The organism is Marinagarivorans algicola, from assembly GCF_001292705.1.
Taxonomy (GTDB): Bacteria; Pseudomonadota; Gammaproteobacteria; order Pseudomonadales; family Cellvibrionaceae; genus Marinagarivorans; species Marinagarivorans algicola.
Genome location: NZ_LGAK01000020.1, coordinates 62,082 through 79,316, shown reverse-complemented (window position 1 = coordinate 79,316; position 17,235 = coordinate 62,082). Strand labels below are relative to the sequence as shown.

13 protein-coding genes are annotated in these 17,235 nt (G+C 45.5%); 11 read left to right on the top strand and 2 right to left on the bottom strand.

Annotated elements, in window-relative coordinates:
• The first annotated feature begins 25 nt into the window (after window positions 1–25).
• The 5 genes from AC438_RS08565 to AC438_RS08545 all read left to right on the top strand — a co-directional run bounded on the left by AC438_RS08565 (window position 26) and on the right by AC438_RS08545 (window position 4,158).
• On the top strand, window positions 26–877 hold the full coding sequence (locus AC438_RS08565) for an HDOD domain-containing protein (RefSeq protein ID WP_053980839.1): 852 nt from the start codon (window positions 26–28) through the stop codon (window positions 875–877).
• 341 nt (window positions 878–1,218) lie between these two features.
• Entirely contained in the window at window positions 1,219–1,593 is a 375-nt protein-coding gene (locus AC438_RS08560; RefSeq protein WP_053980838.1) for an HvfA family oxazolone/thioamide-modified RiPP metallophore, read from the top strand.
• 192 nt (window positions 1,594–1,785) lie between these two features.
• On the top strand, window positions 1,786–2,670 hold the full coding sequence (locus AC438_RS08555) for an HvfB family MNIO-type RiPP peptide maturase (protein ID WP_053980837.1): 885 nt from the start codon (window positions 1,786–1,788) through the stop codon (window positions 2,668–2,670).
• An 8-nt stretch (window positions 2,671–2,678) separates the two neighbouring features.
• Window positions 2,679–3,455, top strand: a complete 777-nt coding sequence (locus AC438_RS08550; RefSeq protein WP_053980836.1) for an HvfC family RiPP maturation protein — start codon at window positions 2,679–2,681, stop codon at window positions 3,453–3,455.
• Window positions 3,456–3,504: 49 nt separating this feature from the next.
• Window positions 3,505–4,158: an HvfX family Cu-binding RiPP maturation protein gene (locus AC438_RS08545; protein WP_053980835.1), complete on the top strand. Its 654-nt coding sequence runs from the start codon at window positions 3,505–3,507 to the stop codon at window positions 4,156–4,158.
• A gap of 327 nt (window positions 4,159–4,485) precedes the next feature.
• Here AC438_RS08545 and AC438_RS08540 read toward each other — a convergent pair whose 3' ends face one another.
• Complete coding sequence (locus AC438_RS08540) at window positions 4,486–5,766, bottom strand: hypothetical protein (protein WP_053980834.1); 1,281 nt, start codon at window positions 5,764–5,766, stop codon at window positions 4,486–4,488.
• Window positions 5,767–6,147: 381 nt separating this feature from the next.
• Window positions 6,148–8,826 carry a phosphoenolpyruvate carboxylase gene (ppc, locus tag AC438_RS08535; RefSeq protein WP_053980833.1) on the bottom strand — a complete coding sequence of 893 codons (2,679 nt, stop codon included), beginning with the start codon at window positions 8,824–8,826 and terminating at the stop codon, window positions 6,148–6,150.
• Between the two features lie 209 nt (window positions 8,827–9,035).
• On the opposite strand from ppc, the gene AC438_RS08530 reads away from it, so the two are divergent.
• The 6 genes from AC438_RS08530 to AC438_RS08505 all read left to right on the top strand — a co-directional run bounded on the left by AC438_RS08530 (window position 9,036) and on the right by AC438_RS08505 (window position 17,201).
• Window positions 9,036–10,244 (top strand): GAF domain-containing sensor histidine kinase, encoded by a 1,209-nt coding sequence (locus tag AC438_RS08530; protein ID WP_053980832.1) that lies wholly within the window; start codon window positions 9,036–9,038, stop codon window positions 10,242–10,244.
• Between the two features lie 56 nt (window positions 10,245–10,300).
• On the top strand, window positions 10,301–10,756 hold the full coding sequence (locus AC438_RS08525) for a hypothetical protein (RefSeq protein ID WP_162230712.1): 456 nt from the start codon (window positions 10,301–10,303) through the stop codon (window positions 10,754–10,756).
• 96 nt (window positions 10,757–10,852) lie between these two features.
• Window positions 10,853–12,178 carry a TolC family protein gene (locus AC438_RS08520; RefSeq protein WP_082354044.1) on the top strand — a complete coding sequence of 442 codons (1,326 nt, stop codon included), beginning with the start codon at window positions 10,853–10,855 and terminating at the stop codon, window positions 12,176–12,178.
• Between the two features lie 70 nt (window positions 12,179–12,248).
• Window positions 12,249–13,238: an efflux RND transporter periplasmic adaptor subunit gene (locus AC438_RS08515; protein ID WP_053980829.1), complete on the top strand. Its 990-nt coding sequence runs from the start codon at window positions 12,249–12,251 to the stop codon at window positions 13,236–13,238.
• A 12-nt stretch (window positions 13,239–13,250) separates the two neighbouring features.
• Window positions 13,251–16,385, top strand: coding sequence for an efflux RND transporter permease subunit (locus tag AC438_RS08510; protein ID WP_053980828.1), 3,135 nt, complete (start codon window positions 13,251–13,253; stop codon window positions 16,383–16,385).
• Window positions 16,386–16,631: 246 nt separating this feature from the next.
• Window positions 16,632–17,201, top strand: a complete 570-nt coding sequence (locus AC438_RS08505; RefSeq protein ID WP_053980827.1) for a nicotinamide mononucleotide transporter — start codon at window positions 16,632–16,634, stop codon at window positions 17,199–17,201.
• The last annotated feature ends 34 nt before the right edge of the window (window positions 17,202–17,235 follow it).

The window sequence follows — 17,235 nt, the reverse complement described above, 5'->3', positions numbered from 1 at the left end:
GCGACAATTCTTTTGAGGGAGCACAATGTCTATACAGTCACTATCACCGATATCGCAAAAGGTTTATAAAGCGATATGTGACGCCATTGAGGCCGATAAACTCGTTTTACCAACGATGCCAGAAATGGCCATTAAGGTACGCGATGCTACCGATGATCCAGAAACAGACATCAAAAAACTGTCTGGAATTATTGGCCATGATGCCGCGCTAACCGCCCGCATTATTAAAGTGGCTAACAGCGCCCTATACCGAGGTAGTAAAGATATTGAAGACCTCAACATGGCACTTATGCGCTTAGGTCTTGCCACCACATCATCACTCGCTATTGGCTTAGCTATGGAGCAAATGTTTCAGGCAACAACCGATATGGTTGATCAGCGCTTGCGCCAAGTATGGGCAACCTCTTCGGAGATGGCCGGCATGTGCAGTATGATTTGTAAATTTCAAACTAAATTGCGCCCCGATATGGCCACTCTAGCGGGCCTAACGCACAAAATTGGTGTACTGCCTATTTTACAATTTGCTGAGCATTTCCCCGCTTTATTGCGCGACGGCATGACGCTCGATGGCATCATCCAAGAAATACATAGCTTACTGGGCACCAAAATTCTCACCGAGTGGTCCTTTCCGTCAGAGATACGCAACGTACCTAGTAGTCACCTAGACTTTGGCCGCATAACCGCAAAAGCGGATTACTCCGATATTGTCACTGTTGCTATGCTGCAAAATATGGCCGCCAATGGCCAGCGCTATGGCGACCTAGATTACAGTAGCGTCACCGCATTTGACCGTTTAGGGCTAGATTTTGACATCGAGTCCGCAATAGCCGAAGGCGTTAATGACGATATAGCAGATGCCATAAAACTGTTTAAATAAGCACAAACAGAGCCTTAAAGCTCTTGTTTACTGGTGTGTATTACGCCCTCGAGTCATCGGTTGTCTCACAACCGATGACTCGAGGGCTTTTTGATCATGGCGTACCAACACCCGTTGTTACAAAAAAGTGAGAAATAAACTGTAAGAATCCTGTCACACTAACGACTAATACAACAAAGGCCCTGCCAGCAAGGCTCAAGCGTATTAAGCTCTGGGGAGTAATTAAGCGTAGAGTCAGCACGGCACATTACACTTTATCATGCGCTATAGAACTTTTTGCACAAACAAGAGCCATAGCTCACCCAACTTTACGTTAAATATTAATTAATAAGGTACTAATTATGAACCAGCAAATCAAAAACATCACTATTAGCTCAGCTGTTGCCATTGCTCTTGCCGCGGGTAACGTTAATGCCACCGAAAACCCCTTTAGTGCAACAGCCTTAGAAAGCGGCTACCAAGTTGCGGCCGCAGAAGGTGCCTGTGGCGGCGACGCTAAAAAAGCAGACGGTAAGTGTGGCGAAGCTAAATGTGGTGCTGACGCAGCCAAATCACACAAAAAAGCTGACGGCAAATGCGGTGAAGGTAAGTGTGGTGGCGACGCTAAATCAGACAAAAAAGCTGATGGCAAATGCGGCGAAGGTAAGTGTGGCGGCGACGCTAAATCAGACAAAAAAGCTGACGGCAAATGTGGCGAAGGTAAGTGTGGCGGCTAAATGCCGCTAGTACCGCTTATTAGCAGGGCGCTTTACGCCCAACTTAGCGATACTGAACCAACATGGCTTTGCCTGGCGCACACATCCAGTCAAAGCCATGCGCCTCAACCGGAAGCTCGCATAGCCAATTAACAGCTTAAAGTGTATGACTCTGACATTAGCGACTGAACCTTGTATTTTATGAAACACACTATGACTCAAAAACACTCCATCACCGAGCAATCGCTACGCGGAGCAGGCCTAGGCTTTCGGCGCGAGATGCTTAATGAACTCAAAACCGGAGACCTCACTGGCATCGATTTTTTTGAGTTAGCGCCAGAAAATTGGCTGGGCTTAGGCGGTCGCTACGCAAGCGATTTGCGCAGCTTTACGGAGCGCTTTAATTTTGTGTGTCACGGTTTATCACTATCCATTGGTAGTGCATCAGAGTTGGACACTCAATTGTTACGCAATATCAAAGGATTTATGAAGCATCATAATATCCATTTATACACCGAGCATTTATCGTGGTGTTCTGATGATGGCCATCTCTATGACTTACTGCCCATTCCCTGTACACACGAGGCAGTTCACTGGGTAGCCGATCGAATCAAGCAAGCACAAGACATACTAGAGATGCCCATCGGCATCGAAAACGCTTCGTATTATTTTGCTCCAGAAGGCGCTCAAATGCGCGAAGAAGAATTTATTAGCGCCGTGGTACAGGCATCTGGCTGTATGCTACACCTCGATGTCAATAACATTTATGTAAATAGCCAAAACTTTGGTTTTGATGCGCATGACTACTTGAAAGCTTTACCTCTTGATAAGACTTGTTATTTACATGTGGCGGGTCATTATGTGGAGCCCGATGGCTTTATTGTTGACACGCACGGCGCTGATGTCATCGATCCGGTCTGGGAGCTACTTAAGCAGGCTTACCAGCTTATTCCTCATGCAGCACAAGTACCCACCTGCTTAGAGCGAGACTTTAACTTTCCAAGCCTTAATCAACTGCAACAAGAACTCAACCATATTAAGCGCTTACAAAGCCAAGCTCCTAAGGCACCACACACCATAATTAGCGCGGCTCAATAGGGGCTACTATGACGCAATTTAGCCCTAAGGCCCCCAAAGGTTTAGTTGATTTTCAAGCTAGTTACGGTGCATATCTACGTCAACCCAATGCACGCCAAAAACCTAAAAACATTCCCGCTCGGGCTAGCAGAATTTATGAAGAGTTATTTTTTAATAACATTTGCGGCTTTATCAGCAATTGCTTCCCCGTCGCTAAAAGCTTGTTCCCCGCTGATCAATGGCTGGCTTTTAGTCGGGCTTTTTTTACTGAGTGGCGCTGCCGTACACCTTATTTTAGCGAAATTCCTAAAGAGTTTGTCAGCTACATTAAGCAAGGCGAACACACACTATGCCTACCCCCTTGGTTTTGTGAGCTTATCGAGTATGAATGGTTAGAGCTCGAAGTCGACATTTGCAATGCAGTGCCGCTCAAGCAGCCTACAGCGCCAGCCAAAAGCTCATCAAACCAAGACAATATACTGTATGCCAACCCTACGCTACGCAACCACACCTTTGAGTGGCCAGTACATACCATAAGCCCCGACTGCATACCCGAGACACCTGAGACTACTTTTTTAGCCATCTACCGCGACCCTAGCCATCGCGTACAGTTTATGGCAATGAATGCCATGACTTGTGCACTGCTTGAAATAATAACTAAGCATTCAAGCACAGCAGAGCACGCGCTGCTGTGCTTAGCCGAAACCATTCATCATCCCGACCCAGCTCAGATAGTCGCCTTTGGTACCCCTATAATTGACGATTTTTTACATCGCGGCATGTTAGTTAGCCTACACCCAAGCTAGTCGTTTCAACGCGACTCACCTTTAAACCTCTCCTTAATTGAGCCAAGCTATGAATAAAATACTCGGTCTGAGTCGTTGCGCCCAACAACTGCTCGACAAAACACGAACAGCGGATTTTTTAGCGCCGCTTTTTTTACGCCTGTACCTTGCCCCTATTTTTATATCGGCCGGTTTCAATAAACTCAATAGCTTTGAAAGCACGGTAGAATGGTTTGGCAATAGTGACTGGGGGTTAGGTTTACCGGCTCCTTTTTTGATGGCCTTTTTAGCCACCGCCACCGAAATTATTGGCGGTTTTGCCTTGTTACTAGGCATTGCCACACGCTGGTTTGCGGGCCCGTTAATGTTCACAATGATTATTGCAGCCACAACGGCGCACTGGAGCAACGGCTGGTATGCCATAGCCCCTTCTAGTACCCAAACTAGCATGTCTAATGTCTTAGCCCCTATTGGCTTTCCGGGCGCTGAGGCTAGCTTACAAAATAGTGAAGAAGTGGGTGCTCGGCTAGGCGCAGCGAAAGGGCTATTGCGCGAACACGGTAACTACGAATGGCTAACCGAGACCGGCAACTTTGTTGTACTTAATAATGGTATTGAGTTTGCTGTGACTTATTTTATTATGCTACTGGCCCTGTTTTTTATGGGTGCAGGCCGCTATGTCAGTATGGACTATTGGGTAAGAAGAAAACTTAATCCGGCTTAAGACCGCATTAACGTAAACAATATGTAACTATTCAGAGATACCGACATTGAGCACTGATGAATCATTGCCTGGACCGTTCAAGCTATCCATGGCGCTATATGACACTCCCAGCATTAAATGCCCAGAAGATATCCATCAGTGCCCTATCAGGTGAATTTTTTCAGCTTGGCTGAATAATTACAACAATATAGCATTTAAAAGTACGCACTATATCATTTAAAAGTACGCACCTAGCAGCAAGTCACAGTACACAACATCGACTGTTAAAAAGGCAGCGTACAATACGCTGCCTTTTTGAGAGCTTGTAACCTGTTATTACTTTCGTATTTAATTGTTAACTTCTTGCTTTTGCAATACCAAAATATGCTCAAAAAAGTTTGGGGCCATGCCGGGCTTCATGATAAAACTACTTTCATAGCTGGCATCGCCCAATATTTTAAGCAAACGAATAGCTGTTAGGGGCAAATGCGTATTACAGTATTCTTGTACTTCTGGTAAATGCAGTGTGTGAGTATTTTTAATGTAGTACTTATCCGGTGTAGTCGGCTGAGTATAGCCAGCATAAATCACAACGTGAATTTTTGTACTTTCATGAATATGTGGCAATAGACGTTCTTTTAAAGCAACTAATTGTTCTTGCGTACAATACCCCAATAACCCCCACGTAAAAATAACATCAAACTTTTCATCGGGCTCACAGTTTAATAGGGCCTCATTAACAAGAATATCTTCGGGCGCAATATTATTTTTAAGATCATCGTATAGTTGCGCAAAAACAACATGACTAGAAAAATTATTATAAAACTCTAAATTTGTGGCGATATTAGCACCCAGGTCTAAGATTCGCGGCTGTTCAATATGCGCTAAATGATCACATAAAACCTCTAACGCGTAAGAGCGATGAGGCTCGCCTGCTAAAGAGCCTGTATCAACAGCAGGCACATCAAGCTTAGCGCCATGGCGCAATACATTTTTTTTAGAGGGTAAAAACCGAAAGACATCTTCACTAACACCCATAGGCATACCGCTTTGCTGGGCAAAGCACGTATCAAGATGATAAAACGGTAAATGGCGAACCAAATCGGGCAAGCTATGCGGTGCGCGTATAGCCGCTTGATGCCGATCAGCCAGTGTTTTGACTTCGTGATCGCTGACTATTTGAAATTGAACGGGTGCCAATGGCGATTGCTCAATATAGCGCACACTATGCAATAAACTATTCTCGTGGCAAAAGTGTCCCAACATTTCCATCAGCCACTCAATAGTTTCTAAATCTAAGAAACTAAAGAGATCCCAAGTGAGCACCACATCAAATTTTTCGTGACTGCGAAAGCCACCAAGATACCCTTCAAGCTGTGCTCGAATAGCCTTAGAGTCACCGCGCGACTCTACGGGCCCCGATACTTGATCAGCCACAAATTGACTAATATTTTCAAAGCGTACCGTACAGCCTTTGCGCATAAAAAAATTAAAACTTGCCGCCGATGCAGAGCCCAAATCGAGTACGCGACGACTACTGTTAATACTTAAAGCTTGCGCAATAAATGTAATGCCCGGGTAGCGATGTTTAGCATCTTGAGTATGTGAAGCATTCAAATGTGTAACCATGGTCAAGTCTCTTGCGGATAGCCGAGCAACAAACCATGTGCTACGTCCATCATCTCCTAAACCGATTGAATTTAGGGGTTTTTAGGTATTGATTAAAGCGTGATATGCAGTGTTATACCGTATTGACATCCTTTCAAAAAAAGGCGCTATCTAGCGCCTTTCAATAGCCACTAGCCTAAAACTTAATGCTAAGCATAGGCTGTAAGGCAACAATTATACGCCTAAGCGCTTTTGAACTGACAGCTAAGTTTTTACAGCTACGTTTTTACAGCTAAGTTTACACCTAAGGGATATCTAAGCTTTTATATCTAAGCGTTTAAGCTTGAATTAAACCTAAGCCGTTTAAAAATCTTGGTGTTTTTTTAAAACGGCTTAGTGCTTTTAGCCCGTATTGCGCATGCCGGCTGAGATGCCTGTCATAGTCACTTTAAGTGCCCGCTCCAAATCAGCGCTAATACTACCTACTTTACGCTCTCTTTTTAATAGTTCAACTTGTAAAAAATTTAGCGGGTCGACGTATGGCTTGCGTACGCTCAATGTTGTTTGCAATACAGGGTCGTGATCGAGCAGTTGCTTTTGCCCTTTTATGGACAAAATCAACTCTCCTAACTCAGCCAAGTCTGCACGTAATTGCTGACCTAGCGGGCGAACACTCGCATCGACTAGCTGGCTTTCGTAATGGGCATTGACCTGTAAATCTGCTTTACCTAAAACCATTTCAAGCAAATCCATATAACTCGCAAAAAACGGCCAAGCCACCAGCATATCTTGAAACGTATCGGGCGCTTGCTTTAGAGCAAATTTGAGTGCTTGCCCCATACCCAACCAAGCCGGTAAATTTAAACGTACCTGCATCCATGCAAACACCCAAGGAATAGCGCGCAGACTCTCAACGCCCCCAGTCGATTTACGCTTTGCTGGGCGGCTTCCAAGTGCTAATTTATTGAGTTCTTGCTCGGGGGTTAAGCTTCTAAAATACGGTACAAAATCGGGGTTTTCGCGTACCACACTGCGATAAGCATGCAGGCTAACTTTAGACATTTGCTCGATCAATTCTCGCCACTCGGGCTTTGGCGCAGCGTCGGGGGCTAATGTTGCCATCAGGTTGGCCGTAACGTACGTCGACAAGCTATTAAAGGCCACGCGCTTGCGACCAAATTTATAGCGGATCATCTCGCCTTGCTCCGTTACCCGAATAACGCCTTTCACCGAGCCCGGCGGCTGTGATGCCATAGCTTTTTCGACGGGGCCGCCGCCTCGACCTACGGTACCGCCACGACCGTGAAATAAAACCAATTTCACACCGTACTTATCGGCGATGCTCACTAACTGCTCTTGCGCTTTATATTGCGCCCAAGTTGCCGCTAACTTACCCGCATCTTTAGCCGAATCTGAGTAGCCAATCATAACGGTTTGATCGCCAGCGCTGTAAGTTTGATACCAGTGCATTTGCCATAAGCGGTTCATAACACTTGGCGCGCGATCTAAATCATCAAGTGTTTCAAACAGAGGCACTACAGGCATATTCCAACGCATGCCGCTTTCTTTCAGTAATAATGCCACAGCTAGCACATCACTGGGTTGTTGCGCCATAGAGATCACATAATGAGACAGCGCTTCGCGCGGTTGCTGGGCAATAACGCGGCAAGTATCCAAGACTTCTTTTGAATCTTCACTCATTGGCCACTCACGTGGCAACAGGGGGCGCTTACTGTCTAATTGCTCAAGTAAAAAAGCTTGGCGCTGCGGCTCGTCCCACTGGCTATAACTACCGACATCGCGATAGCCCGGCATCTCTAAATAAGCCGTCAGTTCATCTAAAACCTTAATATGGCGTTCACCATCTTGGCGTACATCTAAAGGCACCAAATTAACACCAAAACAATTTAAACGGCGAATAAAGTCCATCAGCGGGCCGTCGGCAATTTCTTGCAAGCCTTCGCTACACAGCGAGCGATAACACAACTGCGCCGCTTCAAGTACTTGCTTACGCTCAGTAAATACATGCGCGCTATTGGTATAAGCATCTTGACCGCGCAACTGATTATCAGCCCACTCTACAGTATTTTCTAATAAGTGAATCGCAGGCATTAGTGTATCGCGATAGGGGGTTGTACTGGCGCTGGGTAACTGAGCCAGTAACTCATGTGAGGCGGTACTCATACTGAGCTCGCCAGCCAGTAATTTTAAATCTTTAAGGTAGAGCGTCGCGGCCATCCAGCGGCCCAACAAAATAACCTTTTGAGTGACATCATGGGTAACATTCGGGTTGCCATCACGGTCACCACCCATCCACGAATAAAACGAGAAAGGCGCGGCATTTAAGGGTAAGCCAGCACCTAGACGTTTGCGCGAAAGCCCATCAAGGTGACGAATAAAATCAGGGACAGCCTGCCACAAACTACTTTCAATAACTGCAAACCCCCAGCGGGCTTCATCAACCGCTGTTGGGCGCTCATTGCGAATTTCATCGGTGGTCCAAATTTCTTCGATCAAGCGACTCAGACTGTTTTGCTCTTTGCTGATTTCGTGCGGTAGTAAATCGGCTCGGCGAAGACTGCTTAAGCTGTCAGCGATTTTGTCATATTTATGAATTAAAGTACGGCGTGTGACCTCGGTCGGGTGCGCGGTTAATACCAATTCTATTTTTAACGTATTCACCACTTCGGCGAGTTTATCTTTACCGAGCTTATCAACCTGCCGACTCAATAGCGCATCTAAATGATCACTAATATCCGCTTCAATACTGGCGCTGTATTCTTGTTCTGCAATGTTTGCAAGATTGAGGAACTGATTAAACGATCGAGCAATGGGCAAGACTTCAGCGTCTTCTACACTGCTGAGTAAAGATAAAAGGGGTTGATCATCTTGAGCACCGGCAATAACATTTTTACCTTGCGTACGGATGTCTTCTACTTTTTTAAAAATTTTAGCGCCTTCATGTTTCAGCAAAGTATCCCCTAAAAGTTCACCGAGTAATCTCACATGATCGCGCAGAGAATCAGGTAAATTGATTGCAGAAACCAGTTCAGCAGGCTGTGAAGAAACTGAGTGCGACATAATATGACTCCTCGACATAGTATTGCTTCTCGACATAGTATTGCCTCTTAAAACCCTTAACATAAAGGTAAAAATACACAGTGAAGAGCCATTCTAGCACTTAGGTGACTACTGACTACAACCCTTAAATATATTCACGACTAAAGCACAATGATGCATCTTCGACTAGTCTTAATCTATTGAGTCATAAGCCACTAGCGAAAACAGCTATGAAAAGTGCCCCTCTACATAAAAATGAACAGCAACGCTTACTCACACTCAAACACTATGAGGTTCTCGATACCGAAGCCGAGAGCATGTTTGATGACCTCACCGACCTCGCTAGTCGCATATGCGGTGCACCTATTTCGCTGGTGAGTTTAGTCGATACTGACAGGCAGTGGTTTAAATCCCGCGTAGGGATTGATGCTACGCAAACAGATCGTAGTATTGCCTTTTGCAGTCACGCCATTTTGCAAGATGATATTTTTGAAATCCCCAATGCGCTCGATGACGAGCGCTTTCGCGATAATCCTTTAGTAGCTAGCGCACCAGCGATTCGCTTCTATGCTGGCGCGCCTTTAGTGGCACCCGATGGCTCACCTATTGGCACACTGTGTGTTATTGACGATAAGCCTCATCAATTAACCGAAGACCAAAAGCAAGCACTGCGCATTTTGTCTCGCCAAGTGATCACTCAATTAGAGCTGCGCCTCACTAATCGGCAGCTTAAACGTACCGCAAAAGAGCGCGAGCACTTTTTCACTTTACTCGCGCACGATTTGCGCTCACCCTTTAATGCCATTTTAGGCCTTTCAGAACGTCTCGCCAATACCGCCGATACTTTAACGCCGCAACGCATTATTAAATCGGCATACGGTATTTTAAGTTCGTCCATTAGAGCTTTTACGCTACTAGAAGAGCTCCTGCAATGGTCACAATTACAAATTGATCAAAAGCAACTGACGATTAATGAAGAGCAACTACGGCCACTGGCCAGCCAAAGCATCGACTTTTTAAGCGATGCGATTAGCCTCAAAAAAATTACCATCGACAATACAATAGCCCGCAGCCTCTTAGTGTTAGCCGATGGCACGCTAGTCAAAACCGTTTTGCGTAATTTATTATCCAATGCCGTTAAATTCAGCCCCGAAAAAGGCACAATTACCCTATGCGCAACAGAGAGTGAAAAAACCATAAAAGTCAGCGTACAAAATACAGGGGAACCCATGAGCCCTCGCGCTGCCCAACAGCTGTTCAAAAGCGCAGTTGATAGTACACAAGGGACGCAAGGCGAGGAGGGTTGCGGGCTTGGCCTAATGCTATGCCAGCAGTTTATCGATCGGCAAGGCGGCCGCATTTGGTTAGATACCCATTTTACAGCGGGCACTAAAATATGCTTTACTTTGCCAAGTGCTGCACCGCTGGCTTGGCATTAATTACCACCGTCTGTCGCTTGCAATGCACCCACGGGTCGATCACCCCACTAATCATTATGATGAAACAACGCTACTTCACCTATTTACTGCTCTTACTGGTTGCCCTGCAATCGGTAATGACTGTGGCCGATACACACTCGTTTCATCAGCTGATTAATCAGCGCCACCAAGCGCTAACTCCAGACAGCGATTCCGCTCATCCGAGCAGTCATCGTGTCACTGCAAATATGCCATTAGCACGATCAGGCTTAACCCCCCCAAAAAGCCCGATTGCTCACCACAAACCTCAGATTTGCTTATCGTGCGACTTAAGTACCCAACCCCCTAACAACAGTAACGATGAGTCTAAAGCATGCCAGCATTGCTGCCATTGCCACGGTACAACCTTTAGCGCATTGGCCGCTTCATTATTGACCAAGCTCCCTCTTATTCAGCAACAAAGTCATACTCGCTACCTAAAGCGTGCCGTTCTTGCACCGCCCTCATCACTGTACCGCCCTCCGATTGCTTAAAGCTTAATATCCGAATACCGATTCCAGCATCGCTGTATCCCCGCACTGCGCATAAATGCAGCGACTTTGCATTAATATTAAGAAACGAGCTACACCATGAAAAATATAATCCTAAGACCGATATTACCGGCCTTAACTCTCGTGATCGTCAATATCACATTATTAAATATGAGTTATTCCTCCAGCGCTTTGGCTGATGCACCTATCGTCACAGACGCGACGAAAAGTCTCCATTCGCATTCACAAGCACTCACACTCGAAGCCGCTTTGGAGCGCACACTCAAGCATAATCCAGCACTATCGCGCTTTAAGTTTCGCAATCAATATTTGCAAGCACAAAAAACACAGGGGCAATTACGCCCAGCTCTCGCATTGGATATAGCACTCGAAAATGTTGCCGGTACGCAGCAATATCAAGGCTTTGACTCTGCCGAGCTGACGATGGCCTTATCATCGGTTATCGAAAGGGGTGGGCAACGCCGTGCCCGTGGCGCATTGAGTGATACATATTTATCCCAGTCGCAGTTACATCAACAACTAAAGTCTCTTGATGTATTGGCCAACGTGACACGCCTTTATATCGATACATTAGCCGCACAAGAGCGCGTGGCTCTTGCCAAGCGCTCATTACTTTTTGCACAAAAAAATGATGCAACGGTACGCCAGCGTGTAGACGCCGGAGCCGCTCCTAGCGCCGATGCCAGTCGTGCCCAGTCGAGCGCACTTCAAGCGCAGCTAACGGTACAGGCCGAGCGCCAACACCTAAACACCCTTAAAATGGCATTGGCCGCGCAATGGGGCAGCTATAAACCAGACTTTAACAAGCTCACCGGTAGCCTTTACCAGCAGCCTTCGGCACAAGCGTTTGAGGCATTATTTGAACATGTTAAAAAGAGCCCTAATGTGCAAATTTATACCGCACAGGCACGGGTTAATAGTGCACAACTGCGCCTAGCCGAAGCCGAGTCGGCCACCAACATTGGCTGGTCTGTGGGTGTTAAGCAATGGCAAGACGCTAGCAGTCACAATAGCCAAGCCTTAACCGCCAGTGTCAGCCGTCCACTGTTTAGCGCTAAACGCAACAAAGCTTCTATCGCAATGATCAAAGCCAACCAAGCCCAAGATACTGTTCTCCAAGAGCAGGCACTACTGAATTTTTATAATCAGCTATACCGCGCGTACAACAGCCGCCAACAAGCACTGCTCACATTAAAAACATTACGCGATCACATTATTCCGCTCCTTAAACAGGCACGCCAACAAACACAGCAAGCCTATCAAAAAGGGCGCTATAGCTATCTCGAATATATTAGCTCAAATACCGAGCTCATTGCGGCCGAGCGCGCGCAAATTGATAGTGCCGCCGCTGCTTTAAAGTACAACACACAAATAGAGCAGTTAACCGGTCAATTACAACCTTAATTGACTCCGTATTCATGGCAAGCTTTTGTACTTTTACTCTATTTTTAATCACAAATTTTGGATGTACCCCATGACATTAAAAACACGATTAGCCTTTCCATCATCAGGCTATAACGCAGTACTTAACCATATAATAAAACGCATCACTTACAACACCACTCAATATCGAGTCACTGCCATCGCGCTATTGATCGCCTTGCTGCTGACTCCGCTCACGCACGCAGGGAGTGATCACAAGCATGGCGATGAAGACCATCACGACGCCACAATAATTAGCGAAACTATGGCTAAAACAGTGGGGATTCAAACAGCTGAAGTAAGCGCGGTCACGCTACAAAAAACAACGCAAATCTACGGCAAAGTAGCATTAGCGCCAAACAAAGTGAGTCATCTACGTGCTCGTTTTGCCGGTGTCATTAAGAACGTTCGTGCCACGATTGGCGATCATGTAAAAAAGGGCGACATACTCGCCGACATAGAATCTAACGAAAGCTTAAAGCGCTACACATTAAAAGCACCCTTTGACGGCATGATCACCGCGCGCCACGCTAACGCCGGAGAGCTCATCCAAGAAACACCGTTATTTACCCTAACCGATACCAGCCAATTATGGGCAGAGTTTAGTGTCTTCCCCAGTCACGCTGAGCATGTTGAAGCCGGCAAAAAAGTTTCCATCAAGCATAAAAATACACCCATCCATACCGTGATCGCCCATATTTTACCCAGCGAATCCAATCAAGCCTATATCGTGGCACGGGCGCCTTTACCTTCAAATACTCACTTAACACCTGGGTTATTTATTGAAGGGGCAATAGCAACGCAAACAATCACTGTCGCATTAGCTATTGACAATAATGCCATCCAAACAATGGAAGGCAACCGCGTCGTTTTTGTTAAAAAGGGCGAGCGCTACGAAGCGCATGCACTCACCTTGGGCCAAAGTGACGGCCAATATACCGAGGTCCTTAAAGGCCTGCACGCCGGTGATGAATATGTCACGGATAACAGTTTTTTAGTCAAAGCTGATATTGAAAAATCTGGCGCCGAGCATTCGCATTAATTGGGGCACATTATGATGACATTAATTTTACGCACCGTTATTGCTCGCCGCGGAATAACCCTCGCTTTATGCTTATTGATTATTGGGGCAGGTTTATTAAGCTTTAAAAATTTACCCATCGATGCTGTACCCGATATTACCAATGTGCAAGTACAAATTAACACTGCGGCGGTAGGTTATTCGCCCTTAGAAGTTGAGCAACGCATTACATTTTCAATCGAAAGCGCTTTAGCCGGTATGCCTAAGCTTGATTATACACGCTCTATTTCGCGCTACGGTTTATCGCAGGTAACGGTTGTATTTGAAGAAGGCACTGATATTTATTTTGCAAGGGCGCTCGTCAATGAGCGCCTTGCCACCGTTAAAAGCACCTTGCCGCAAGGCTTAAAGCCTGCAATGGGGCCAATGGCAACAGGGTTGGGCGAGATTTTTACCTACAGCGTACAAGCGCAACCCGGCGCTCTACAAGGTAATGGTAAACCCTTTGATGCAATGGCTTTAAGAGAAATACAAGATTGGATTATTAAACCGCAATTAGCACAGGTCAAAGGCGTCACCGAAATCAACACTATTGGCGGTTTTAATAAGCAATATCATGTCACACCCAACCCGCTGAGCATGCAAAATTTTAATGTTAGCTTACATGATATCAGTCAAGCACTCGCCCTTAACAATCAAAACCTAGGAGCCGGTTATATCGAAAAAAACGGTCAGCAATTGTTAGTGCGTTTACCTGGGCAGTTGCAAAATATTCAAGACATTGAGCAGGTGGTCATTAAAACCCTCAATACCGCGCCGGTATTTATTCGTGATGTGGCGAGTGTCGCTATTGGTAAAGAGCTACGCACAGGCGCCGCCACGCAAGATGGTAAAGAAACCGTCTTAGGTACCGCCATGATGTTAATGGGCGAGAATAGTCGTAGTGTGGCGCTGGCTGTCGCTCAAAAATTAGAAGAGATAAAACCCTCTCTGCCTCAAGGCGTTATGATTACGCCAGTGTATGACCGCACTACGCTAGTCAATAAAGCCATAAAAACAGTGAGTAAAAATTTAATCGAAGGTGCGCTACTGGTTATTGTTGTTTTATTTTTATTATTGGGCAATTTTAGGGCAGCTTTAATTACCGCCGCCGTTATTCCCCTTGCTATGCTCGCGACGATTACTGGCATGGTACGTACCGGTGTGAGTGCCAATTTAATGAGCCTAGGCGCACTCGATTTTGGTTTGATTGTTGATGGTACGGTGATTATTGTCGAGAATTCCGTGCGTCGTTTAAGCCTAGCTCAAGCGCAAAGCGCAAAACCGCTAGACACTCAAACACGCTTAAATACCGTATTCCAAGCCACTAACGAAGTGGTGCGCCCCAGTTTATTTGGCGTGCTGATTATTACCATTGTTTATATCCCTTTATTTTCGCTCACAGGGGTAGAAGGTAAAATGTTTCACCCTATGGCCGCCACCGTCGTGATGGCACTACTTGCCGCCTTGGTATTATCTATCACTGTAGTACCAGCTGCCGTGGCTGTTTTTATGCGCGGTAAAATAAGTGAGCACGAAAGTCCCATTATTCGAGTATCCAAAAATGCTTATAAACCGCTGTTAACGGCAGCGCTTAAAATGCGCGGGTTAGTACTGAGCATTGCCTTAACGCTCACTATAGCCGGTGCATGGCTGGCCACAACGCTCGGCACAGAATTTGTTCCTAAACTTAATGAAGGTGATATAGCCTTGCATGCTATGCGTATTCCAGGCACCGGCTTAGAGCAATCGGTGGATATGCAGTTTGCTCTAGAGCAACGCATTGCCGAATTTGCCGAGGTTGATAAAGTTTTTGCCAAAATGGGCACTGCTGATATTACCACCGACCCTATGCCACCCAATATTTCCGATGTGTTTATTATACTAAAACCACAGGCACAATGGCCAGATCCCAGCCAAACACAAGCACAGTTTGTACAAAAATTAGAAGCCGCCGTTGCCCCGATACCGGGCAATAACTATGAATTTACACAACCAATAGAAATGCGCTTTAACGAGTTAATTTCAGGTGTGCGTGCCGACTTAGGCATCAAAATATTTGGCGATGATTTAGCCCAGCTCAGCATCGCAGCCAACAAAATTTTACAGGTGATCAATACTATCGAGGGCGCTGCCGACACCAAAGTCGAGCAAGTCACAGGCTTACCAATGCTAAGCATTGAGCCTAAAAAAATTGCGCTTGCACGCTATGGTTTAACTGTAAAACAATTACAAAGTACCTTAGCCACAGCCATTGGCGGGGCCTCAGCGGGTTTGATTTTTGAAGGTGATCGGCGCTTTGAATTAATAGTGCGTTTACCCGAGCATTTACGTACCAACACCGATACGCTAAAAGATTTACCCCTGAGTTTGCCGCAAGGCGGTTACGTGCCGCTCTCTGAGGTTGCCACGCTCAGCATCAATCCCGCGCCCAATCAAATTAGTCGCGAAAACGGTAAGCGTCGGGTCGTTGTCACCGCTAATGTCCGCGGTCGCGACTTAGGCTCATTTGTTGATGAGGTTAAAAGCAAAGTACGCCAAGAGGTAAAATTACCAGCCGGTTATTGGGTTAATTATGGCGGTACCTTCCAGCAACTAGAGTCGGCCAGTCAACGGTTATCGCTCGTGGTTCCCATTACGCTCGCTGTCATATTTGCTTTATTAATGATGATGTTTGGGTCTTTTAAAGATGCGTTGATTATTTTTACCGGTGTTCCACTGGCTTTAACCGGCGGCGTCATCGCACTTTGGTTACGCGATATGCCTTTATCGATTTCGGCAGGTGTTGGTTTTATTGCGCTATCGGGGGTTGCTGTACTTAACGGCTTGGTCATGCTGTCTTTTATCCGCGAGCGGATAAAGACTATGAATCACTTTAATGAAGCCATTATTGAGGGCGCACTCATACGCCTACGCCCAGTGCTTATGACCGCATTAGTGGCCAGCTTAGGGTTTATTCCTATGGCGCTTAATAGTGGCACAGGGGCCGAGGTACAAAAACCATTGGCAACTGTTGTCATCGGTGGGATTATCTCATCGACTTTGTTAACCTTATCTGTATTGCCAATTTTATATGGATTATTTCATCAGCCTAAAAATCACAAGCCATTGAAACAAAATACGCCATAAGTTATTCACAATAAAAATTATCAACGCTGACTAAAAAGGCTCGACTCTCCCCATAGTTTTAGAGAGCTTTCGAGCCTTTTTAGGATAAATCACAAAAAAACAGTATATTGTTTACTCAGATCAAAAAAGGTAGTATTGCCAATGAGCCAATAATGTGATTTTTAATTATTGGTCATATTTTGAAATATTTCATCAAACAACATACCGACATTGCGTATACAGCGATAGTTGATCAGAAGAAAAAATATGGACTTGATTTTACAGTTATGGGGCGGGTCATTTTACCTGATCAATAAGGTATTATTTGCACTGAGTGCAAAGCACCGTGGCGAAGTCCAAAAGCGCCTAAAAATTGCAGGCTGGTCAATGTATATTCTGGGTGTGCCGGCATGGGTTATCTTATTAATTAGCCATCAAAATTGGATAGCCGCATCAATAGAGGCCGGTGGCGTACCCGCTATGTTGCTGGGTTTATACAACACCTACCATAACAATAAAAAGCCTCACAAAAAATTTAACCTTTTTGTCACAGTGTGCACTTACTCGTCTTTGGCTTTTGGACTTACCTATAGTCTGAGTGTTCACGGCGGTATTACGTCGATATCTCAGGTGATTGAAATGGGTGTCATGCTAGGTTTTTTAATGGGTAGCTATTTTATGGCAAAAAACAGCCCTAAAGGTTGGCTGTTTTTTATGCTGATGAATATTAGCATGGCAGCGTTAATGCTCTTACAAGACAAACCGCTATTAATGGCGCAGCAACTTTTATCTCTTTGCTTTGTCATTTATGGCTTTAACAAAGCCAGAGACAACTAATTTAGCCTATATAGCCTAACCAACATAGCCTAAC